This window comes from Vibrio sp. 1069, assembly GCF_033340555.1.
Window position 1 is genome coordinate 19643 of the sequence record NZ_JAWOWP010000026.1, and the last position, 22687, is coordinate 42329.

At 45.0% G+C, this 22687-nt stretch carries 19 protein-coding genes and 1 pseudogene; 10 read left to right on the forward strand and 10 right to left on the reverse strand.

All coding sequences use genetic code 11. The features are described 5' to 3' along the window. Positions 1 to 129: 129 nt before the first annotated feature. The 7 genes and pseudogenes from R7040_RS22680 to R7040_RS22710 all read right to left on the reverse strand — a co-directional run. A pseudogene (locus R7040_RS22680) lies at positions 130 to 310 on the reverse strand (IS5/IS1182 family transposase); the annotation flags it as partial. A gap of 207 nt (positions 311 to 517) precedes the next feature. Next, a complete protein-coding gene (locus R7040_RS22685; protein WP_225452424.1) occupies positions 518 to 928 on the reverse strand; it encodes a hypothetical protein in 411 nt (136 codons plus the stop codon). Positions 929 to 2105: 1177 nt separating this feature from the next. Continuing rightward, positions 2106 to 3149: a GMP reductase gene (locus R7040_RS22690; RefSeq protein ID WP_005373458.1), complete on the reverse strand. Its 1044-nt coding sequence runs from the start codon at positions 3147 to 3149 to the stop codon at positions 2106 to 2108. A gap of 436 nt (positions 3150 to 3585) precedes the next feature. After that, a complete protein-coding gene (locus R7040_RS22695; RefSeq protein WP_318081051.1) occupies positions 3586 to 5127 on the reverse strand; it encodes an NAD(P)H-hydrate dehydratase in 1542 nt (513 codons plus the stop codon). A gap of 86 nt (positions 5128 to 5213) precedes the next feature. Then, positions 5214 to 5651: a PAS domain-containing protein gene (locus R7040_RS22700; RefSeq protein WP_005373463.1), complete on the reverse strand. Its 438-nt coding sequence runs from the start codon at positions 5649 to 5651 to the stop codon at positions 5214 to 5216. After that, the gene (locus tag R7040_RS22705; protein WP_005373466.1) at positions 5651 to 6655 is read right to left on the reverse strand and encodes a response regulator; all 1005 of its coding nucleotides are present in this window, start codon (positions 6653 to 6655) and stop codon (positions 5651 to 5653) included. The genes R7040_RS22700 and R7040_RS22705 overlap by 1 nt, the downstream gene beginning before the upstream one ends. Before the next feature lie 367 nt (positions 6656 to 7022). Beyond that, on the reverse strand, positions 7023 to 7931 hold the full coding sequence (locus tag R7040_RS22710; RefSeq protein WP_064354842.1) for an aldo/keto reductase: 909 nt from the start codon (positions 7929 to 7931) through the stop codon (positions 7023 to 7025). A 95-nt stretch (positions 7932 to 8026) separates the two neighbouring features. Here R7040_RS22710 and R7040_RS22715 point away from each other — a divergent pair, with 95 nt between their 5' ends. After that, a complete protein-coding gene (locus R7040_RS22715; RefSeq protein ID WP_005387686.1) occupies positions 8027 to 8440 on the forward strand; it encodes a helix-turn-helix domain-containing protein in 414 nt (137 codons plus the stop codon). On the opposite strand, the gene R7040_RS22720 is transcribed toward R7040_RS22715, so the two are convergent. Further along, positions 8421 to 9035, reverse strand: coding sequence for a hypothetical protein (locus tag R7040_RS22720; RefSeq protein ID WP_081248214.1), 615 nt, complete (start codon positions 9033 to 9035; stop codon positions 8421 to 8423). The two genes, R7040_RS22715 and R7040_RS22720, sit on opposite strands and share 20 nt — an antisense overlap. 471 nt (positions 9036 to 9506) lie before the next feature. Here R7040_RS22720 and clcA point away from each other — a divergent pair, with 471 nt between their 5' ends. Together clcA and R7040_RS22730 are read left to right on the forward strand one after the other, a co-directional pair. Beyond that, the gene (gene clcA, locus R7040_RS22725) at positions 9507 to 10910 is read left to right on the forward strand and encodes a H(+)/Cl(-) exchange transporter ClcA (RefSeq protein ID WP_005373473.1); all 1404 of its coding nucleotides are present in this window, start codon (positions 9507 to 9509) and stop codon (positions 10908 to 10910) included. A 260-nt stretch (positions 10911 to 11170) separates the two neighbouring features. Then, positions 11171 to 12118: a TDT family transporter gene (locus R7040_RS22730; RefSeq protein WP_005373475.1), complete on the forward strand. Its 948-nt coding sequence runs from the start codon at positions 11171 to 11173 to the stop codon at positions 12116 to 12118. Between the two features lie 45 nt (positions 12119 to 12163). Here the strand turns inward: R7040_RS22730 and folE are convergent, their stop codons facing one another. Further along, positions 12164 to 12817 (reverse strand): GTP cyclohydrolase I FolE, encoded by a 654-nt coding sequence (gene folE, locus R7040_RS22735; RefSeq protein WP_005373478.1) that lies wholly within the window; start codon positions 12815 to 12817, stop codon positions 12164 to 12166. Positions 12818 to 13105: 288 nt separating this feature from the next. Here folE and moeA point away from each other — a divergent pair, with 288 nt between their 5' ends. From moeA to R7040_RS22760, 5 genes are all read left to right on the forward strand, one after another. Next, on the forward strand, positions 13106 to 14341 hold the full coding sequence (gene moeA, locus R7040_RS22740) for a molybdopterin molybdotransferase MoeA (RefSeq protein WP_064354844.1): 1236 nt from the start codon (positions 13106 to 13108) through the stop codon (positions 14339 to 14341). Between the two features lie 9 nt (positions 14342 to 14350). Next, on the forward strand, positions 14351 to 15100 hold the full coding sequence (moeB, locus tag R7040_RS22745; RefSeq protein WP_064354845.1) for a molybdopterin-synthase adenylyltransferase MoeB: 750 nt from the start codon (positions 14351 to 14353) through the stop codon (positions 15098 to 15100). A gap of 175 nt (positions 15101 to 15275) precedes the next feature. Further along, positions 15276 to 17381, forward strand: a complete 2106-nt coding sequence (locus tag R7040_RS22750) for an LruC domain-containing protein (protein WP_064354846.1) — start codon at positions 15276 to 15278, stop codon at positions 17379 to 17381. A 12-nt stretch (positions 17382 to 17393) separates the two neighbouring features. Continuing rightward, on the forward strand, positions 17394 to 17888 hold the full coding sequence (locus R7040_RS22755; RefSeq protein ID WP_318097204.1) for a hypothetical protein: 495 nt from the start codon (positions 17394 to 17396) through the stop codon (positions 17886 to 17888). 129 nt (positions 17889 to 18017) lie between these two features. Continuing rightward, complete coding sequence (locus tag R7040_RS22760; RefSeq protein WP_064354848.1) at positions 18018 to 18848, forward strand: sulfurtransferase; 831 nt, start codon at positions 18018 to 18020, stop codon at positions 18846 to 18848. Positions 18849 to 19013: 165 nt separating this feature from the next. Here R7040_RS22760 and R7040_RS22765 read toward each other — a convergent pair whose 3' ends face one another. After that, positions 19014 to 20015 (reverse strand): sugar-binding transcriptional regulator, encoded by a 1002-nt coding sequence (locus tag R7040_RS22765; RefSeq protein ID WP_005387670.1) that lies wholly within the window; start codon positions 20013 to 20015, stop codon positions 19014 to 19016. A gap of 466 nt (positions 20016 to 20481) precedes the next feature. On the opposite strand from R7040_RS22765, the gene tal reads away from it, so the two are divergent. Then, the gene (gene tal / locus R7040_RS22770) at positions 20482 to 21432 is read left to right on the forward strand and encodes a transaldolase (protein WP_005373488.1); all 951 of its coding nucleotides are present in this window, start codon (positions 20482 to 20484) and stop codon (positions 21430 to 21432) included. Positions 21433 to 21557: 125 nt separating this feature from the next. Beyond that, on the forward strand, positions 21558 to 22687 hold a 1130-nt coding region (locus R7040_RS22775), incomplete at its 3' end, for a transketolase (protein WP_318081050.1).

The following is a 22687-nucleotide window of genomic DNA, read 5'->3' on the forward strand; positions in this document are numbered from 1 at the left end:
GTAGCTTTGATGTGATCTTCGCACCTCCCTTCTAGCACCGTTGTACCAAACTAATGGTGCAACCAGTAAGAACAGGAGTAATCATCATGTCTATTAACGTTGTCGCATCGATATAACCAAAAACCTCTTTCAAGTATGCGTGTTGAGTGCTTTGATAATGGCGTATGCCTCCCCAACTTGTGCGTTGTAATTTCGAAGCGTGAGTGAAGCGCCTAGTAGTTGTTTTACGCGATACATAGCGGTCTCCGACGATGAAGGCCTGTGGTAACCATACTTTCGTTCCCACTTTTTTCGAACCATAGAGCTTTTGGTAAGAAAACAACTTCTCAATGTTTCACCTGAGCATAATCGCACCGTCAGCAATATTAATTATGTGTTAGTTAAATTGGTCAAGAGCGGTTCAACTTCAGTTGCAGTCGAAATATTGGAATCAATCTTAACTGTAGGTATGGAAGTCACGGACTTAGGTTATTTATCTAATGAGTTACTGAGCAAACATCGAGATTTACTTAACCACCTAATTACAAGGTGGTTCAAACCCTAGGTAAAAACCAATAACAACTTTGCTGTAACAATCAACTAATTGAGTAAGCCAAGGCCGGCCCAATGACTTGCAATGCTCTTCATGTACAACAAAGCGTTCCACCACCGTATGATCTATTTCTACCCTCTCAAAGACGTAAAAACTCAACATCTTTTTCCCCATCCGACGAAACTCTATTTTCACGACTCGCTCCCCCTTCTCCGCGGTCAGTAATTCGAAAGGGGCCTTCTTTTTAACCCGTTTCCGAAGGGATTCATAAGTTGGGTATTTGTACTTCGTTCCATTGTTCAGATTATGCTGACGTAATTGCCTTCGCACGCGCTTGTAGGCCCTTCTGATACGCGCTTTTCGCCCAAAGATAACTTTTTCTACAGCTTGTTTCATCAAAGCATCAACGAATGTTAGTTCTAGACTTTACTATTACCCTTATCTTTATTCCTTGGATCTATATGATCAGATACTCTGAAAACCAACCACCGGTGTATTGATATTGCACTTGGAATAATCCTGTCATATAACCGTTGTAGTACAACACGATGTGGTTCAATAGTCTTTGGAATGATTTTTCGCACTTACAGTGCTAAATAACGAAGAATGCTTAGACGAAAAGTAATTTGAGTGGCTATATTGTCAGGAAATGCAGATATATCTCGATATGTTTCTTCATCAACATCGCTGGTATCGACACCCTCTCATTTGGCTCAGGCTTTTCTTGCTGAAGTGCCGACTTCCGATGAAAACTCGAGAACGATTTCTTAGGCATAACAACCCAATTCAGATTCGAGAGGAGGTGAGGTCTCTAAGCTTGTTTTCAGTAGGCTTCGAGAGAGCAAATCACACAGGAATGGAAATATTTTTCTTCCATTTAGACAGAGGTGATGTCCTAAACTTTTCGCTGTTTGGGTACCATTCAGTTTTAACATCGTAAGGAGAGTTTGATGAAAGTGGTTCGGTTATCTCTTGAGGAATATCGATGCAAAAGTTTAAGGTTGCTAGAGATAACCTCATCCAGTATTTCTTCCTCTGTAACCAGTTCTAGCTCCAAACCTAACGCAAACGCGCCTTGTACTTTTGCTTCCCATTCACATTGAAATGCCGATTTTGAACTCTCCATATCGGATTTTACTTTATACAGCGTATATTCACCGGTATCAAACTGATACTAGAAAGTCTGGAACATAGGTATGGGTTTTGCTATTGAAGCAGTATGAAAGCCGTATCGGCTAGGAGCAAAAACGACCGATGCTAAGCTCGAAATCAAAATGATAACAAGCGGCACATTCTAAAATGATTCTACCGTGACTCTTTTTCCCATCTTAGCACTGACGTAACGGTGTATGTTTTTCACGTGATTTAGTTTAGTTTCGAGCAGGAGTGTCAAACGCAGTTTCAAGTTAAAGCAGGCTGGCTGTAGAAGGGGAAGGTAAAGCAGACATAAAACTGCCTCTTCAAAAATGTCATAAACATAAAAAGCAATAGACTTATGAAGAGGCAATATCAAATTATGGTTGCACCAAGTATCAATATATGGTTGCTTTTACACTTTTTACATTCAGTCGATTTACTCTTTACCGAACACGTTGTTCTCTTGTTCTTGAACGCGGATGAATGTAGTACGCTTGGTTAGCTCTTTAAGCTTTGCTGCACCTACGTATGTACATGTTGAGCGAACGCCTCCAAGGATGTCTTGAATAGTGCCGTGAACGCTACCACGGTATGGCAATAATACGGTTTTACCTTCAGCCGCACGGTAGCCAGCGACACCACCTGAGTGCTTATCCATCGCGCTCTTCGACGACATGCCATAGAATTTCATGAACTTCTCGCCGTCTTTCTCGATCACTTCGCCGCCTGACTCTTCGTGACCCGCTAGCATCCCACCTAGCATTACGAAGTCCGCGCCACCACCGAATGCTTTCGCTACGTCACCCGCACAAGAACAGCCACCGTCACCGACGATCATGCCACCAAGGCCGTGCGCTGCATCACCACACTCGATGATTGCAGAAAGCTGCGGGTAACCAACACCCGTTTTTACACGAGTTGTACATACAGAGCCTGGGCCGATACCCACTTTAACGATGTCTGCACCAGCTAGGATTAGCTCTTCACACATATCACCAGTAACCACGTTGCCTGCAGAAATGACCTTGTCTGGGAACTCTGCTCGCACGCGTTCAACATACTCGACCAAATGCTCTGAGTAACCATTTGCAATGTCGATACAAATGAAAATAAATTCATCTGAAAGTGCCATGATGTCTTTGGTTTTTTGGAAGTCTGCGTCAGATGTCCCAGTAGACACCATAACGTTATTCATGGTTACTTTATCTGCTGATTTAGCAAACTCAGCCCAATCTTCTACCGTGTAATGTTTGTGAACAGCGGTCATTACACCATGCTCAGCCAGCGCTTTAGCCATTGCAAAGCTACCAACCGAATCCATGTTTGCTGCGATTACTGGCACACCAGACCATTGACGACCACTATGCTTGAATGTAAAATCGCGGGTTAAATTTACTTGAGAACGGCTCTTAAGGGTAGAACGTTTCGGGCGAAACAGTACATCTTTAAAACCTAACTTAAGTTCTTGTTCGATACGCATTGTGTAATTCCTTGATTCATATGTATATGTGTCATTTCAGAGTGCGTAGTGACTTCGTTGGCAGACGAGTTCACTGTTCTTCGGACACAAAAAAACCGGAGCGTTGGCAGACGCTCCGGTTTTCAGCATTATAGGCTGTGATTTATTTCCTACAAGTCTGATATTTGAATTTTTTTTGTGATACCATCTTGAAAATCGCATATCAAAAACGCTCCCCAAGTCACCAAAACCTCTTATTATTTATAACTATCAACAACTTGAGAAAGCACTTAAGTTAACCCATTGCGCAAACCTTTGCGTCATATCTTAAAAATTAAAACGCATCACCTCTCAAATCTGCCTAAAACTCAATCACCTAATACTAAGATGCCCTGCTAATTCGTAAAAAAGTACTCAAAAAAATCGACCAATTTTCTCAGCAATGCATGAAATCTAATTAATTTCGATAGAGCTCTTGGGTGATAGCGGTACGAAGAGTGCTAACGACATCACTTGCCAAAAGACCAATTTGACCATTCTGACTCACGTTTATATCAGCAGCATGACTGTGAAGTACCACACCTAAACGTGCGGCAACAGAAATTGGTAAACCTTTGGCTAGTAATGCACCAATGACTCCAGATAACACATCTCCCATTCCCCCCGTCGCCATTCCGGCGTTACCCGCTAGACAGACGTACATTCTCGTTCCATCGTAAATAAGCGTCCCCGCGCCTTTTAAAACCACTACACCGCCATAACGCTCTTGCAGTTGTCTTGCAGCAGAGTATCGGTCACTTTCTATTTGTTGAATGGTTACATTTAGTAGTCGAGCTGCCTCTCCAGGATGCGGCGTGATCACTCGATGGTTGTCGCACACTAGAGTGCCATCGCATCGCTGGCTCAGCATCGCTAGAATATTGAGGCCATCAGCATCAACAACTTTAGGTTTCTGCTCTTGAGCCAGATATTGATAGGCTTGATAAGCCCACTCATCATCTCCAAAGCCAGGACCAAACACTAATACGTCAGCCCAGCGAATGCGTTTAGTTAAGTCGTTCTCAGTATCCCTGAGTAAGTCAGCGGTGATGCTCTGGCTCATTACTTCTGGGCAACCAACCTGCAGTGGAATAAGGCTACTCGTGTGAGTAATTGCGGCAGTTAAACCCGCTCCGGCTCTAATCGCAGCGGAGGAACATAAACGAATCGCTCCAGACATCCCTTGGTTGCCACCAACACAAAGCAACTTCCCGTTGTCACCTTTATGGACCGTTGGATTTGGCTTGGGCATTAATCTTGAAACAACCTGATGATCAATACCTAATGCACTTTCTACTTCGATAGTATCAAACTTAGTATTGACGCCTAAACCACAAAAGTAGAGCTCGCCAACTCGATCTCTCGCTTGTCCAGTGCATAAGCCTTGCTTAACCCCAATGAAGGTTACAGTATGCTCGGCACGAATAGCATCACCTAAAACTGCACCTGTATTAGCACACAGACCAGAAGGAACGTCGACTGCAATCACAGGGGTATGAATTTGATTAATTTGGTCAATATAGCGACGATACTCCGAACGAACCTCACCGCTTAAACCAGTGCCTAACATGGCATCGATGATCACATCTGCTTCTAGCAATGCGGTATTCCATTCATCCCAATCATTGTTAACACCGTCGATTGACTTCCAGTCTTGGTATGCGCGCAAAGCATCACCTTTTAGCACAGATACATCACCAATTTGGAAAACATGTACATTGAGTTGAGCTTGTTTCGCAAGAGATGCAAATACGTAACCATCGCCACCGTTATTCCCTTTACCGCAAATCACTAAGATATTTTTTGATTTAGGATACAGATGTAAAAAGCGCTCATACACGGCCATACCAGCGCGTTGCATTAAGCTATACATAGAAACACCAGCCATTTGCACAGCCAGCGTTTCACCGTTTTTTACTTGCTCTGCGGTGTAGAGTTTTAGAGCGAGATTAAAGTCCATATTCACGTTCTACGCATTGGGAAACACAATTATAAGTATACAAAAAAGCCAAGGCGGACCTTGGCTTTTGAGAAAGTTTTTTATCGCTATTGATTCTGAGACATCAGAGCTTCAGCCGTCGCGTCTTGTATAGACAAAAACAACGAGTTGATTTTTCCAGTCGGTGTACGCATTGGGTTCAACGTAACATTCTGGTACATAAACTCCGCTTGCTGCGTAACTGGTCGAACATTGCGACAGCAGAATAAGTAAGGTCGTTGTCGCCATGTGATGAAGCTGCGACAGCCTAGGTCATACACTGGTTTTGTTTTTAATTTAAACCACTCCTGTGGGATTTCAGGGAAGATATCAAATATAGAACGACCTATCGCATCATGAGACTGCAAACCACTGTGATGAGTCATAAACCCATTCCAGACCTGTACATTGTAATCTCGATCAATGACCACTAAGCCCATGTCGACGTTTTGTACCATATCCACCATCCAATGGAATTGTTCAAACTCTGCTGGCATATTCAACATTAGAACTCCTCCATTAGATAAGACAGTTTGTTATCAAGCAGCGGCAAGGATTCATCCACAAACATAAACAACAAGTCACAACGAATCGACGTTCCTTCAATGTTGTAGCTCACTTCGAATGTCATCGTGCGGCTGAATGCTCCAGTTGTAGATTCAATGATCGAGTCAATTGAGATATGCTGACCAAGGAGTACTGGTGGACTTTGGAAGAATCGGACTTCAGACTGCTCGCCTAAACCATTTAAGAACGACCCCACCAAAATATTAGAAATATCCATTAGCAGCTCAAGCTCTTCTAGCTCTTCGCTGTCTGCTGGTACTTTCATCAACTTTTTGAGATCAGATACGCTTGAGTCACTCAAGATCACTAGCGCTTCGCCAGCAATACCTTCGCCACAAAATCCCTGACAAACACCCGATACGTTGTCATGCGACGCCAAGTCGCGTAGGGCCATGTGAAGTTCGCTCACTTCAAAGATATTGACGTTCGGCAGAGGTAGTTGCACAAACACATCAAAGTGACGCGCCAACGCATCGGCTGCTCGACCAATTGAAACGTTAGCCACTTCCATGTAAATATCGCGACGACGTAAAATCGGTAACTCAATAGAGACAGGCGTGATAATTTGAGGACGAGGTTCTGGCTCGACCAACTCTTTAAGCGCCTTCTTGAGTTCATCTTTGGCGATCGGTTTTTGAATAAACGCTTTTGCACCCAGTGCGAACACGCGCTCTTTCGCTTTAGGTTGGATATCCCCCGACACCACAACCACCGGAGTTTTATCCCCTAACCGTTGCATGTGCTCTAGTGTTTCAAAGCCATCCATTTCTGGCATGGTCAAATCAAGAAACATCAATTTAAACTCGTTTTTTTCGAGTTCTTCTAGCGCGTTTTTTCCGTGGATAGCAAACGTAATATCGGCATTCAATGTGGCTGGTAGTGATCTCGCCATCTGTTTGCGTGCTAACGCTGAATCATCACAGATGAGTACGGGAAAAGACATTCAATCACCTTTTTATATTCCACAATCTGCGCCGGAGTCTAACAGATTGTTACAGCATGTAATACGAGAAAACTGACGAGTTTTTTATTTCTTTATTATTCAATAAGCATACGCAATATGAATGAATGAGTGAACAAAATGACTAAAAAGCAAGCATCACATTCGCTGTTTAGTGACATAAAACAAACATGGGTAAAACTCCTCCACCAAAAGTAAGCAAAAAGTTGCAGCTAACATCCAAAGCCCATTTTTGCTCGAATTTCATTCTTTCCATTTCCATAATGGGTAAACAGTAACGCGCTAAAACTAAAAAGGCACCCTGCTAGAGGATGCCTTTAATAATAATTTCATCGATAAGATATCAATTCTATGGCACACCATGGCCTTTAGAAGCCACCCATACGCGATACCATTGCTCTCGAGTAAGTTCGATGTTCAATGCATTAACTGCAGTTTGCACACGCTCGATTTTACCAGAGCCAATGATTGGAATAGGGTTAGATGGCAAACGACGTACCCAGGCATAAATTACTTGATCAATACTCGCTGCGCCCACTTCTTCACGAATTGCTTCTAATTCGTTACGGACACGAACAGCTTGCTCACTGTCACCACTAAAAATTGAACCACCACCGAGGCAAGACCAAGCCATTGGTCGCGTGCGCAACATTTGCATTTGATCAAGCGTTCCATCGTGTGCAACCTCAAAGCTAAGTGGGTTGATTTCCACTTGGTTAGTAACCAACGGCTTACCTAAGCGAGATTGCAGCAGTTCAAACTGGCGTGGAGTGAAGTTAGACACGCCAAAGTGCTTCACTTTGCCGACTTTGTGAAGCTCAGAAAATGCTTCTGCAACCTCGTCTGCATCCATTAACACGTCAGGACGATGAATTAAAAGTACGTCGATTTCATCCACATTCAAACGTTCTAGCGAGTTATTCACCGATTGGTAGATATGTGCTGAGCTCGTGTCGTAGTGATTGATCTTACGCTCTGGCGTTTTATCGCCACACAAATTGATGTCGCATTTCGTCACGATCTGAATTTGCTCACGAACACTCTTGTCTAAAGCTAACGCTTCACCAAACAACGCCTCACACTCGTAATTACCGTAGATGTCGGCGTGATCGACTGTCGTAATGCCTAACTCAATGTGTTGCTTAAGAAATGACAAACGCTCTTGAGCCGTCATTCCCCACTCAACTGCACGCCAATATCCTTGAACCAGCTCTGAGAACTCTGGGCCTTTTGGTGCAGTTACTACTTTTGCAACCATGGGTTTTCTCCTTCAATTGATCTGCATTCATCGTAGTCTTGTTTTCGTACCGGCTCAACGGGTAAACTTTCGCAATTCGAACTGGAGTACGAAATATGTCTTTTGCCCAACGCCTAGCCACCCTGATCGGAGAAGAAAGCATCAGCGGGTTCGCACGACGCGTCGATGTGTCTGAAGCTTTAATACGCAAATACCTTAAAGGCAGTGAACCTAGCCTAACCAAAGCAAATCAAATTGCAATGCGCGCCAATTGCTCTCTTGAATGGTTAGCAACGGGATGTGGTTATTTATATCGCCGTGCTGAAGTCGTGGATATGGATGCGTACAAACTTGCCTTTCAACACGTTATGAATCAGCCGTTGTCAGACGATGCAGAAGAGCTACACCGCAAGCTAATCGCAGGCTATCAATACCTGCGCGCTCACAAAAAATCGGATGGTTTTTTGGACGAATCTGCAATGGCGACCTTCCTATCTCTCCATAAAGAATCTAAAAACGAGTCACTTTGACCTCGATAATTTCGCCATCACTGCGCAATTGCACATTTAAGGACGGTGATGGCGTCAGAAACTCGTCCGGTTTTACCCAAAGCAAACTTCGAATCGCTTCTTGCGGATAGCGGTTCATCAACAAAATAACTTCTTTATCGACAAGTTCGGAAGATTTCTTTTCCAGAGCTTCAACGACATCATAGTGTTCTTGTCCGATAGTAACTCTGCGTAAAACTAACCCATCCTTTCTTAAGTTGAGGAGTAAGTCATTCAGACGCTGCCACTCGTATTCAGTGAGAAACGAGAACTGAGCTCTTTCTCTTCTCAAAATCACTTCACCATACAAGTGCTGCTGGTAGTACGAAAAATCATCCAAACAAAATGCGCTGATAAACGTTGAGTTGTCTCGCAACTGCACTTCGCAACCATACCAGCTTCCACTTTTTTCTATACGTTCTTTTAGATTGGAATATGGCATTGCTGACAACGTGTCTTGCCACCAGCTCGGCGTTGAAAGTGCCGGAAACGTTACCGAACAACAACATAAAGAAAGTAAGAGTCGAAGATAAAAGCGCATGCACTGCTCTAGTTGGTTGACATCGAACCAAGACATTACTAACTGCAAGAAAATGTTCAAGAGAAAAATAGTGGCAGGTGGCGATGAAAGTTATGGTGATGAAAGTTATAACGCAGAAATTAAGAAGGCGCACATGTGCGTGCGCCTCTACCTCGTTACTCAATCGTGAGTGTGCGAATCGGCGATGTCTATTGATGCATCCCGAACATAAAACGAGGACTTACCGTAGGGTTTGAATCCATCCAAATTGTGTGTAAAACCTCACATCCCTCCTTCTGAAGCAGTCATGTTGCTTTACAATTAAAGCATGGTTCATTTTTCTCAAAAAACAAGTTTTTTATCCTAAATTATGAGAGCAATAGCACAATCTGAGTGAATGAATAATATCGCGACACTTCGAACACTCAATAGTGAAAAGCTAAATTGCATCTTTATTGATTAGGTCTAGACTCTGCGAAGCGTATACTTTCTTTCGTCCCTTCCCCCCAGCAACAGGAGAGCTTGTTAATGACCAAACGCGAGAGAATTGTGAAATCTGTGTTGGCGCACGTACCGAAAGATGCGATTAACCAGTTTGTCTCTCGAGGGTCAACACCATTTTCTGTTCTCATTATGGCCGCCATTGTGGGTACGTTGGCTGGTTTTGTCGGTACGTATTTCGAGCTTGCCGTTCATTTCGTTTCTGAAACACGAACAGAATGGTTAAGAAGCGAAATTGGTAATGTTCTACCGTTGTGGCTGGCAGCGGTTCTCATTAGCGCACTTTTAGCTTTTATTGGCTATTTTCTTGTGCACCGCTTTGCGCCAGAAGCGGCAGGTTCTGGTATTCCTGAAATCGAAGGGGCAATGGATAATATTCGTCCAGTGCGCTGGTGGCGAGTTCTACCAGTAAAATTCTTCGGCGGCATGGGCGCACTTGGCTCAGGTATGGTGCTGGGTCGTGAAGGCCCAACCGTTCAAATGGGTGGTGCTGTAGGTCGAATGGTGACCGATATATTCCGGGTAAAGGATGACGATACCCGCCACTCCCTGCTCGCTTCTGGTGCTGCTGGCGGTTTGGCTGCGGCTTTTAATGCCCCACTCGCAGGCATTATGTTCGTTGTGGAGGAAATGCGACCTCAGTTTCGCTACTCTTTGATCTCAATTCGTGCAGTGATCATTTCTGCCATTATGGCGAACATAGTGTTTCGCGCCATCAACGGGCAAGACGCCGTTATCACTATGCCGCAATACCAGTCGCCAGAGCTTCAAACCCTATGGCTATTTTTATTGCTTGGCGCATTGTTTGGCGTGTTTGGCGTGATCTTCAACAAACTGATTACCGTGGCACAAGACAGTTTTGTCGCAATTCACAAAAACGATCGTAAGCGCTACTTGATTGTGGGTTCGTTACTGGGAGGCGTGTTTGGCTTGCTTCTTTTGTACGTACCCCAACTAACTGGTGGTGGTATCGGCCTTATTCCTGACATTACTAACGGTAACTACTCGGTATCCATTTTAGTTTTGCTTTTCTTTGGTCGTGTAATTACAACCCTGCTCTGTTTTGGTTCTGGTGCGCCGGGAGGCATCTTTGCACCTATGCTTGCTCTGGGAACCTTATTTGGTTATGCGTTCGGAGCAAGTGCTGATGTCTTGCTCCCTGCGCTTGATATCGAGCCTGGTGTATTTGCGATTGCGGGCATGGGTGCCCTGTTTGCAGCAACGGTACGTGCACCGATTACAGGTATTCTGTTAGTGATTGAAATGACGAATAACTACTACTTAATCCTGCCATTGATCATTACTTGTTTGGGCGCTGTGATTATTGCTCAATTGTTGGGTGGACAACCTATTTACAGCCAGCTGCTGCATCGCACAATCAAAAACGAAAAGTTACGCCAACAGGATCTACCGGAGAATCAATCAACATAACATTCTCTTTGTTATCACTTCGCTCCAGACTATCGAGGGTTTGGAGCGATAAACTCTGCATTTTTACATCTTTTCCCAAATATTCGATACCAAACTCACAAAATTATCATTCTCTGATATTTGCTCACCACCTTTCATGAGAAACCCCTCTCCATACTTGTTAGTATTCGCTACTTAAATAGAGCATTTCACCCAAATCGTCATGTTTCGTTTCATTCAGGCAAAAATCAAATGGAGTAGATTTGAACTGGAGAAGACTTGTGCAGTTTTATAGTGTCCCGCCGTCTCAAGCCGCGTTGGCACTAGGTATGATAGGTTTAGGGCAAGCTTGGGCACTCTATGTTCCTGAGATTGGTGAACCGATACGCCCATTTTTGGCGTCACTCGGCGCACTTTTACTCGCCCCTGTACTCATAAAATATGCCGCGAATCCACGATTATTCATGGTCGACATTCGTCACCCACTGAGTGGTAGTTTAATGGCACCAATGAGTATGGCGTTACTGATCCTTGCAGATTATCTTGCCGCTGTAGCACCTATCATCGCTTATCCACTTTGGTTTATGGCGCTTTTGCTGCATTTTACTATGATGGTGCTGTTTTTTAGCTTTCAGCTAATGAACTTCAAAATGTCCAATATCGTACCGAGTTGGTTTCTTTATCCGGTGGGGCTGATCAGTAGTTCACTAGCCGGTTCTCAACTAGGTCACAACTTATTCTCCGAAACGTTAGCGATGATGTGCATCGGCATTTATTTCTTCATGCTGCCACTCGTGTTGTATCGTTTGGTGTTTTTCGGCTCTCTACCAAGGCGAGCAAGACCGACCCTCGCGATTATGGCCGCGCCGGTAAACTTGTCATTAGCAGCATACTTGGTGAACTTTCCCTTACCTGATCCGATACTGACAGGCGCATTGGCCGGGATCGCCATCACTATGACTTTATTGATCTACTTATGTTACTTCCGCTTACTTCGCTTGAAGTTTCAACCTTCTATCGCGGCAGTAACCTTTCCTTCCGTGATCAGCGCCATCGCAATGCATCGCTTGACCTCTTTTTTCGCCGAATCGCACCCTCACTGGCACTGGCTACACGACTTTGGTTTTCTAGAGCTCAGTATCGCGACTGTATTGGTTGTTTGGGTATCGGCAGGTTACGTCAAAATGTATTGGCCAGAAATCATGAAGTCATTTTCTAAACAAGCATAAAAAAAGGATGGCGTTTGCCATCCTCTTAGAAACTTGCTTAGTTACCTAGCGTAAACCGTGCAGAAATTCGGCACGCGTTGCTGGGTTGCTCTTGAAGATGCCACCCAATGCAGTTGTTGTCGTTTCGCTGGTTGCATCCATCACACCGCGAGATTTCACGCAGTAGTGTGTTGCGTCAATCGTCACTGCCACATCATCGGACTCAAGCAGCGTTTGAAGTGCAACAAGAATTTGCTGAGTCATACGCTCTTGTACTTGTGGACGCTGAGCAAAGAAGCGAACGATACGGTTGATCTTTGATAAGCCAATGATCTTGCCACGTGGAATGTAAGCCACAGCGGCCTTGCCATCAATGGTCACAAGGTGGTGTTCACAAGTACTAGTTACGGTGATGTCCTTCACGCGAACCATCTCGCTCACGTTCATCTTGTTCTCAATCACTGTGATTTTAGGAAAGTTGGAGTAATCCAGACCAGAGAAGATTTCGTCAACGTACATCTTAGCAATGCGGTGAGGGGTTTCTTCTAGGCTATCGTCAGTGAGGTCAAGTTGAAGTAGACCTAAAATCTCACGCATGTGGTGTTCGATCTTCTCTTTCTTCTCTTCACGACTTACGTTGTTTGGACGCATTGGCGTTTCCAAACCGCGTTGCTCTAGCGCTTCTTTTACTAACTTCGCTGACTCGCTAAGACCTGACATTCCACTTCCTCTTTTGTTTTACTTCAGCCTTCGTACAAACCCAATCAAAATTGCATTCATACTTTTCGCTTTGAGTTGCTCAGTTCGTGTCTTTACACCAAGTCACATCAGATGAAGGTACTGAGCTGATTTTCTTGAGCTCCGCGGGCTTTTTACCCCTTTCGGATGGCTGACAAGGATACTCGGATTTTTGAATAATTACACCCATATTTTATAGGTGGACATTCTTACTCGGTCCCCTTTTTATGGTAAAGTTGCCACAAAACAAAAGAACACAGGATTTTCTCAATGGGCTGCTGCGACGCACCTGGCTTGATGCCAATTGAAGAAGCGATGGACAAAATGTTATCGCGAATCAAACCTATCCAAACAACGCTTTCTCTTCCACTTGCTGAAGCACTCGGTTTTGTACTGGCAGAAGATATCTTGTCTCCTATCCACGTACCGCCATTCGACAACTCAGCAATGGATGGCTACGCTATTCGCATTCAAGATCTTGAGTCATCTTCTGTATTGCCTCTGGCAGGTAAATCATTTGCAGGACAACCTTTTGAAGGTGAATGGCCTCAAGGTACCTGTGTTCGCATCATGACTGGCGCAAAAATCCCACAGGGTTGTGATGCCGTTATCATGCAAGAAAATACTGAAGTAACAGATGCTGGCATTCAGTTCAACCAAACCGACGTGAAGCCACAAAACAACATCCGCCCAACAGGTGACGACATCAAACAAGGCGACATCGTACTGGCAAAAGGTGCACGTTTGACACCTCGCGATATTCCGATGATTGCGTCGCTTGGTGTTAGCCATGTGACAGTAGTACGTAAGCCAAAAGTTGCGTTCTTCTCTACTGGTGATGAACTTAAACCACTGAGCGAACCGCTAGACGAAGGTCAGATCTACGACAGCAACCGTTACGGTATTAAACCGCTTATTGAAAACTTCGGTTGTGAAGCCGTTGATCTTGGCATCATTCCAGATTGCCCAGAGACTCTGAAAGCAACCTTTGAACAAGCGCAAACATTGGCAGATGTGGTTGTGACCTCAGGCGGTGTTAGTGTGGGCGAAGCGGATTACACCAAAGACATTCTTGAAGAGCTTGGTGAAATCGGTTTCTGGAAGTTAGCAATCAAGCCGGGTAAACCTTTCGCATTTGGTAAGCTAAGTACAGCTTGGTTCTGTGGGCTGCCGGGTAACCCTGTTTCTGCAGTTCTTACTATGTACGTGCTTGTTCAACCAATGCTGGCAAAACTTGCAGGCCATACAGAATGGAAAGCACCCGAATCTATTCCAGCAACAACCAAAACCGCCTTTAAGAAAGCGCCAGGTCGTACCGATTACCAACGTGGTATCTATACATTGGAAGATGGCAAGTTTGTGGTTGAAACAACCGGTAACCAAAGCTCTGGTGCATTCCGCTCAATGAGCCTAGCGAACTGTTTTGTTGTATTGGAACGTGAACGCGGCCGAGTTGAAGTGGGCGAAACGGTTCAGATTCAACTATTCAACTCAACCCTTTACTAGGAAGACGTTGTGGATATTCTTTCCGATCAGGAAATGTTGCGTTACAACCGCCAAATCATTCTTCGTCAGTTTGACTTTGAAGGACAAGAAGCACTCAAACAAGCATCGGTATTGATGCTTGGTGCTGGCGGTTTAGGCTGCGCATCAAGCCAATATTTGGCGACTGCTGGTGTCGGTAAAATCACGCTGATTGATGATGATATCGTCGAGTTGTCTAACCTTCAGCGCCAAGTGCTGCACCACGATGCGGATATTGGTCGTAAGAAGGTAGACTCGGCGGCCAATGCGCTACGCGAACTTAACCCGCACATCATTGTAGATACCATCGCAAAGCGTCTTGATGATACAGAGCTAAAAAGCTTGATCGAACAGCACACAATTGTTGTTGATGCATCAGATAACGTCGATACGCGCAATCAACTTAACCGCCTATGTTTTGCGACTAAAACACCGCTAATTTCAGGCGCGGCTATTCGTATGGAAGGCCAAGTGAGTGTGTTTACTTACGACGACCCAACTCAACCATGTTACCAGTGCTTAAGTGCCCTCTTCGGCAGCGGTGCGTTAAGTTGTGTCGAAGCCGGAGTCATGGCTCCTGTTGTGGGTATTGTTGGCGCAGTACAAGCGATGGAGACGATCAAAGTGATTGCTGATTACGGCCAACCAAAGAAAGGCAAAATTCTGATTTTGGACGCGCTCAGCATGTCTTGGCGAGAAATGAATCTGATGAAAATGCCAACCTGTCCGGTTTGTAGTTAGTTCTATACCTCTAATCATTCCCAAAAAGCCCAACTCGATGTTGGGCTTTTTATCATTTTGACAATCAGATTTACAACCCTTCTTCTTACAAATCTTATCTCTATAAAATTCAACAAGTTAAAAGTTGGCACATTCCTTTCATTGCATATATCACGAACCAATGAGAGGGCGAATTATGAAAAGGACATCACTACTACTTGGGTCTCTAATAGCGAGCGCTTACGCACAAGCGGCGCCATTTGATACGTGCCCAAGCCAAGCATACCTATTCCAATCAACCCCGGTTCAAATCTATGGCGTCAATTTGGTTACAGGCTCTACGACTCTTTTAGAGGACGACACAGGTTTGGCTTCGGGCATCAACGGTGTAGGCTTTAACTTCACTGACCGTTATATCTACGGCTACGACACCACAAACAAAAAGATTGTTCGTCTTGGTCAAGACTTCCAAGCAGAGACACTTGATGTTTCGGGTCTTCCTACCGACCACACGTTTTACGTAGGTGACGTTTACAACCACGTCTACTACTTGTACCGCAAAGGCAAAGGACTTTTCTCCATTGACCTTTCTCCGCTCGATTCTGATCCAAATGCGACATTGAGCATCGTGAAAATCAGCTCAACAGCGACTGTGAACCTAACCGACTTTGCATTTCATCCAGGTGATGGCTCCCTTTACGGCATCGACAACAACTCTGGTGTGCTATATCAGTTCAACCCATCAAATGGTAGCGCAACTGCGATAGGTGACACAGGTGAGAAAGGCACATTTGGTGCTGGCTACTTCGATGTAAACGGCAACTACTACGTGTCACGTAACCAAGATGGCAAAATCTATCGCGTTGACCTTTCGGAAGGTAACGCAGCCAATATCGCAGCAGGTATCGTTCCTGCGGTTGAGTTTGTATCCAACGGTCCAAGCTCAAGCCAAAATGATGGCGCACGTTGTGCAAACGCTCCAGTGATTAACGAAGACGAGCCAATTGATTTCGGTGATGCTCCAGACAGCTACCACACAACACTTGCGTCAAACGGTCCTCGCCACGAAGTCGACGGTGTAACTTGGCTTGGTTCAGTCGCTCCTGATGGTGATGCCGACGGTCAAGCAAACGACAACTCTGTGGGCACAGCCGATGAAGATGGTGTTGGTTTTGTATCCGCACTTGACCCAGGCTTAAGCTCAATTGTGAATGTGACAGCTTCTACTTCTGGCTACCTATCAGCATGGTTTGACTGGAACCGCGATGGTGACTTTGATGATGAAGGTGAGCAAGTCTTTACCGACCAATTACTGTCTGCGGGTAATAATCCCCTACCGTTTGTAGTTTCAACCGCTGCAACGGAAGGGTCTAGCTGGAGCCGATTCCGCTTTAGCCAACAAACCGGATTAAACTACGATGGTGGTTCGACATCTGGTGAGGTGGAAGATTACCCAATTACCATCACTGGTAATGGTTACTCAGTGGAATATTTCCCGAGTGCAGAAGATTACGCCACCGTCGCTTACGAAGATAACTGGCCATACACCGCAGACTACGATATGAACGATGTGGTCGTGAAATTCCGCATCACTGAAACCAGTCTTGCTGGTCATGTTGAGAATATTCAAATTACTGGTGACCTAGCGGCTTACGGCGCAAGTTACAAAAATGGCTTCGCAATCCGACTACCGGGTGTTTTAAGAAGCTCGATTGAAAACGGACTAACAACGCTCTCCTTCAATGGTGTAGAACAAGCATCTAATGGCTTGGAAAGTATTTCTGATGAAGCCATTTTCATCATCAGTGAAGACTTAAGCACACACGCGGCGAGCAGCTGTAGCTACTTCCGTACCGAGTCTGGCTGTGATGATAACGTTTCACTCACCTTTACCTTGAATGTGTTCTTCACTGAAGGATCTGACCGTTCAGCCATTCAAGCCATGCCATACGACCCGTTCATCTTTGCAACACCGGGCACTTACCATGGCGATGGGATTACCTTCCAACCAGGCCGTAAATGGGAAGTTCACTTAGCAGACCAAGCACCAACAGAACAGTTTGATGACCAAAACCTCTTCGGTGTCGGCGTCGATGCAAGTGACCCTGCGCAAGGTGTGTACTTCAAAACAGCAAACAACTTACCTTGGGCACTGTTGATAGTAGAAGATTGGGATTGGCCGCTAGAGCGTGTAGACATGGTCGATGCATACCCTCAATTCCAAACTTGGGCTGAGTCTGGTGGCGAACGAAGCACAGATTGGCACACCGCTCCAACACCTAACAAATGCTACATTCCATAGGGAGATAACATTATGAAAGCACTTATCACAATCATCATGGGATTAGCACTAACGGCTTGTGGCGGTGGCGGCGGAGGTGGTAACAGTACACCACCTTCACCAACCCAAACCACCGTTGCAGAGGAAGACACAACCCAACAGGAAGAAACAACCGTAGAAGAGACTACCGTAACTGTAGAAAATGCAACCATGCAGGACCTAGTAGTACCGGATGGCTTTAGCTACAACCCAGTGACGGAGGGTACGCTCAATGTAGACATCAGTGGTTTCTCTTCACAACGTGCACACCTAAGCGTGTACAAAGAGTTTGTCGAGAACAGTTCAGGTAACTACGATGCAAAATATCCAAGCAAAGTCGCATCGGTTCCACTCAACAACGGTACAGCAAACGTCGACTTTAATGTTTCTGATAGCCAAGGTAGCCTACTTGTTGAAATTTGGTTCTATGACGGTAGTGACCCAATTCAGAGAGTGATTACTTCTGGAGACAACACTTGGACCATGTAACTGGGTAAATCGAAAGCTGTCTTTCAGAACAAATCTTCAATCTTTAACTTAAAAATCGCATCGTTCTTTTGAACATGCGATTTTTTTGTTGTAAAACAGTAAGATTATCCACCTAGCAAACTAAAGACAATGCAAGCACTGATTAGTACTGATGAACTCAATAGCCTTCTCGGCCAACCTAACGTCAAGCTCCTCGACGCTAGTATTGCGTTTCAAATCCCTTCTGAAGGTAAAAAGATTCAAGATAAGTGGATTCCAAATACTTTACGCTTTGATTACGACAATGACTTTTGCTTACCCGGCTCCTCCCTACCGCATATGATGCCAACAGAAGAAGGCTTCAACCAAAGTGCGCAACAACTCGGTTTGAACAACGAAGACTTGATTGTGGTTTATGACAACTCAGGCACTTTAGCGGCACCAAGAGCTTGGTGGATGTTCAAAGCCATGGGGCATGACAATGTCCGAGTCTTAAATGGCGGTCTTCCAGCTTGGATTGAAGCAGGACTCCCTGCCGAAAGTGCCCTATCGCAACCAAGCGAAGAAGGCAACTTTGCGGGCAAGCTCAACCAAAATGCCTTTTTGAGTGCACAAGATGTTCTTGCTCATTCAACCAATAAAAGTGCCAATATCATCGATGCTAGAGCCAAAGCTCGCTTCCTTGGTGAAGTGCCTGAGCCACGAGAAGGTCTACGTAGTGGGCACATTCCAAATTCGGTTTGCTTACCGTTTCAAGAACTCTTGGCCAACGGTCACATTAAACCAAATTCAGAGTTGCAACAGATATTTAGCGCACTAACGATAGATAGTGACAATTCGATTATTTTTAGTTGCGGTTCCGGTGTAACCGCATGCATTTTATTACTCGCGGCGTATCAAATTGGTCTCGACAATCTGTCGGTGTACGACGGTTCTTGGACCGAATGGGGTGCAGACCACTCTCTACCTATCGAGCGTTAAGACAAGTGTCTGTTTAACAAAGTATCTTACGTTTATCTAAAGATGATGTGTTCCAATAAACTAAACGCAGCTTCTAAACCAAACTTGTCGTTTCGAAATAGAAACTGGCTATGAGTGATTTGTCCCTCCTCATAGCCTGACTACATCAAAAGCCGACTATTTTCGTTAGCGTTCAGATGTCGCGTTGCCGTGCATTTGCTCATCTAAGTTGAGCACGGTTAATGCGTTGCTAACGCTCGTGGCGATCACGTCTATCGCTCCAGTTCTTAATGCTCCGAGTAGAGCGAGCGGCTTGCTGTTCTCTGCTGCGATCGCAATGACTTCCGAGATCGGCCGAAACTCTTCAATACCAAGTCCAATTACTCGGTCACTCATTACCGTGTTCGCTACATTACCGTGAATATCAAAGAAGTCATAACCTGCAAAATCCCCTACCACACCTTGTTGAAGTCTCGACTGAACCACTTCATCAGGCGTAAACCAACCTAAGTCGACCATGTAACTGTTTTCGCTCATGTCACCAATACCAACCAAAGCAACATCGGCTTTACGTGCTAGGTCGAGCGTTTGTTTCACGGTTGCATTTTGCATGAAGGCCAACTTCTGTTCTCTATTTTCTGCGTATGCCGGCGCATAAAGGGTTTCAGAGGTTCCCCCATATTTCTTCGCCAACTGACGACAAATATGGTCGGCGTTATACATACCGCCACGCGGGTGAATACCACCAATGCCACACACAAATTTACAGTCACGCGGCGTAATAACACCTATATGGTGAGCGACAGACGACACGTTGCGCCCTTGTCCGACCGTCACCACCATACCGTTTTTGAGCGTGCTAGTGAGATAATTGGACACCAATCCCGATACCTGTAGTCGTTGCGCTTCTTCATTCGGTTGATCAAGAGCAACAAGCGCGCGCTTAACGCCGAATCGCTCGATCAAACGTTGTTCAATCTTGGCGCTAAACACCGGATGGTATTTAACGGTAATTTCAACAATGCCTTCATCACGCGCCTGCTTTAGCATTCGCCCGACCTTTGCGCGTGATATGGCAAATTTTCTCGATATCTCTTCCTGAGTCGCACCGTCTTGATAATACGCGACGGAAATCTCTGTCAACAAATCCGTGTTTTCAATGGAAATATCTTGATTAGAACTGCTCATGGTTTCTCTCGCCCTTTAAGAGGATCGATATTGTATGCAATAAGTGAACATATGCTCATTGACTTAGCATATGTTCTTTATCAATTTAAACGCTACATTTGCTCATCGCAATAACATTTTCTCACTACAATTTTTTACCCTCTTGGATAACGCTCAAGCTTTGAACAATAAGGGCAAACGTTTATTTGGGTTAACCACTAAACACACAGTAAAAAAACGTTGATGAAGTTCACTATAAGTCCATTTCAGCGATTGACTTTCAGCATAGATAGGATAAATATGGACACATCATTTACTCAGCTATCGATCAAATGTTCATAGCATTTGTTCGGTAACGAAATTTTCCGTAGTTGGCTGAGCAGATGTCTCATTAAATGCGATGAGACGGTTAGCTAACTCGCTTTCAAATGCACAAGCTGTGATAACAAAAATCACGCTTAATCCCATTTAAATAGGATGATCGATTATGAGCAACAAGTTAGAGCAACTTCGTAAACTAACGACTGTAGTAGCAGACACTGGCGAAATTGATGCAATTAAAAAGTATCAGCCAGAAGACGCAACAACTAACCCTTCTCTTATCCTTAAAGCCGCTCAAATCGCAGAGTACGCACCTCTAATCGATGCTTCAATCGAATACGCTAAAGCACAGAGCAACGACAAAGCTCAACAAGTTCAAGATACTTGTGACATGCTTGCAGTAAACATCGGTAAAGAAATCCTAAAAACTATCCCAGGTCGTATCTCTACAGAAGTAGACGCTCGTCTATCTTACGATATGGAAGGCAGCGTAGCGAAAGCTCGTCAACTAGTGAAAATGTACAACGATGCTGGCATCACTAACGACCGTATCCTTATCAAACTGGCTTCAACTTGGGAAGGCATTCGCGCAGCTGAGATCCTAGAAAAAGAAGGCATCAACTGTAACCTAACGCTTCTATTCTCGTTCGCTCAAGCACGTGCTTGTGCAGAAGCGGGTGTATTCCTAATCTCGCCATTCGTTGGTCGTATCATGGACTGGTACAAAGCGAAAGAAGGCCGTGACTTCGAAGCTCAAGAAGATCCAGGCGTACTATCTGTAACTAAGATCTACAACTACTACAAAGAATACGGCTACAAAACTGTAGTTATGGGCGCAAGCTTCCGTAACATCGGTGAGATCTTAGAACTAGCTGGTTGTGACCGTCTAACTATCGCTCCTGCTCTACTTGCAGAACTAGAAGCAGCTGAGGGTGAAGTAGTTGAGAAACTAGTTGATTCTAAAGGCGCAGCTGAGCGTCCAGCACCAATGACTCACGCAGAGTTCCTATGGGAACATAACCAAGACCCAATGGCTGTTGAGAAGCTGGCTGAAGGTATCCGCAACTTCGCCGTTGACCAAGGCAAACTAGAAGCGATGATCGAAGCTAAGCTTTAATTGCTTACCAAAAGCGAGTAGCCCGTCTACTCGCTTTTACCATCAGCACTATTTTCAAAAAATTCTATTTGAACTTGTTTCGGCGAGTTCCCTCTATTTAAATCAAATATCGAGAAGTAATCACTATGGATCGTAAACATCTAGCAAATGCAATCCGTGCGCTAAGCATGGATGGTGTTCAACAAGCTAACTCTGGTCACCCAGGTGCACCTATGGGTATGGCTGACATCGCTGAAGTTCTTTGGCGCTCTCATCTAAACCACAACCCATCAAACCCTGAGTGGGCAGACCGCGACCGTTTCGTACTGTCTAACGGCCACGGCTCAATGCTGATTTACTCTCTACTGCACCTTGCAGGTTACGAGTTGTCTATCGACGATCTGAAAAACTTCCGTCAGCTTCACTCTAAAACTCCTGGTCACCCAGAGTACGGTTACGCGCCAGGAATCGAGACCACAACGGGCCCACTAGGTCAAGGCATCACTAACGCGGTTGGTATGGCTCTAGCTGAAAAAGCGCTAGCAGCACAGTTCAACAAAGAAGGCCACGACATCGTTGACCACTTCACTTACGTGTTCATGGGCGACGGCTGTCTGATGGAAGGTATTTCGCACGAGGCATGCTCTCTTGCAGGTACTCTTGGTCTAGGCAAGCTGATCGCATTCTGGGATGACAACGGCATCTCTATCGACGGTCACGTTGAAGGTTGGTTCTCTGACGACACACCTAAGCGTTTCGAAGCTTACGGTTGGCACGTAATCCCTGCAGTCGATGGTCACGATGCTGACGCAATCAACGCAGCAATTGAAGCGGCGAAAGCGGATCCACGTCCTACACTTATCTGTACTAAGACTATCATCGGTTTTGGTTCACCAAACAAATCTGGTTCACACGATTGTCACGGTGCGCCACTAGGCGCTGAAGAAATTGCAGCAACACGCAAAGAACTAGGTTGGGAGCACGGTCCTTTTGAAATTCCGCAAGAAGTCTACGCAGAATGGTCAGCGAAAGAAACAGGCGCAGCTAAGGAAGCAGCGTGGAACGAGAAATTTGCAGCTTATGAAGCAGCGTACCCTGAGCTGGCAGCTGAATTTAAACGCCGCGTAAACGGTGAGCTTCCTGCACAGTGGGAAGAGAAAGCAAGCCAAATCATTGCTGATCTTCAAGCTAACCCAGCAAACATTGCATCACGTAAAGCATCGCAAAATGCACTAGAAGCGTTTGGTCAAATGCTTCCTGAGTTTATGGGTGGTTC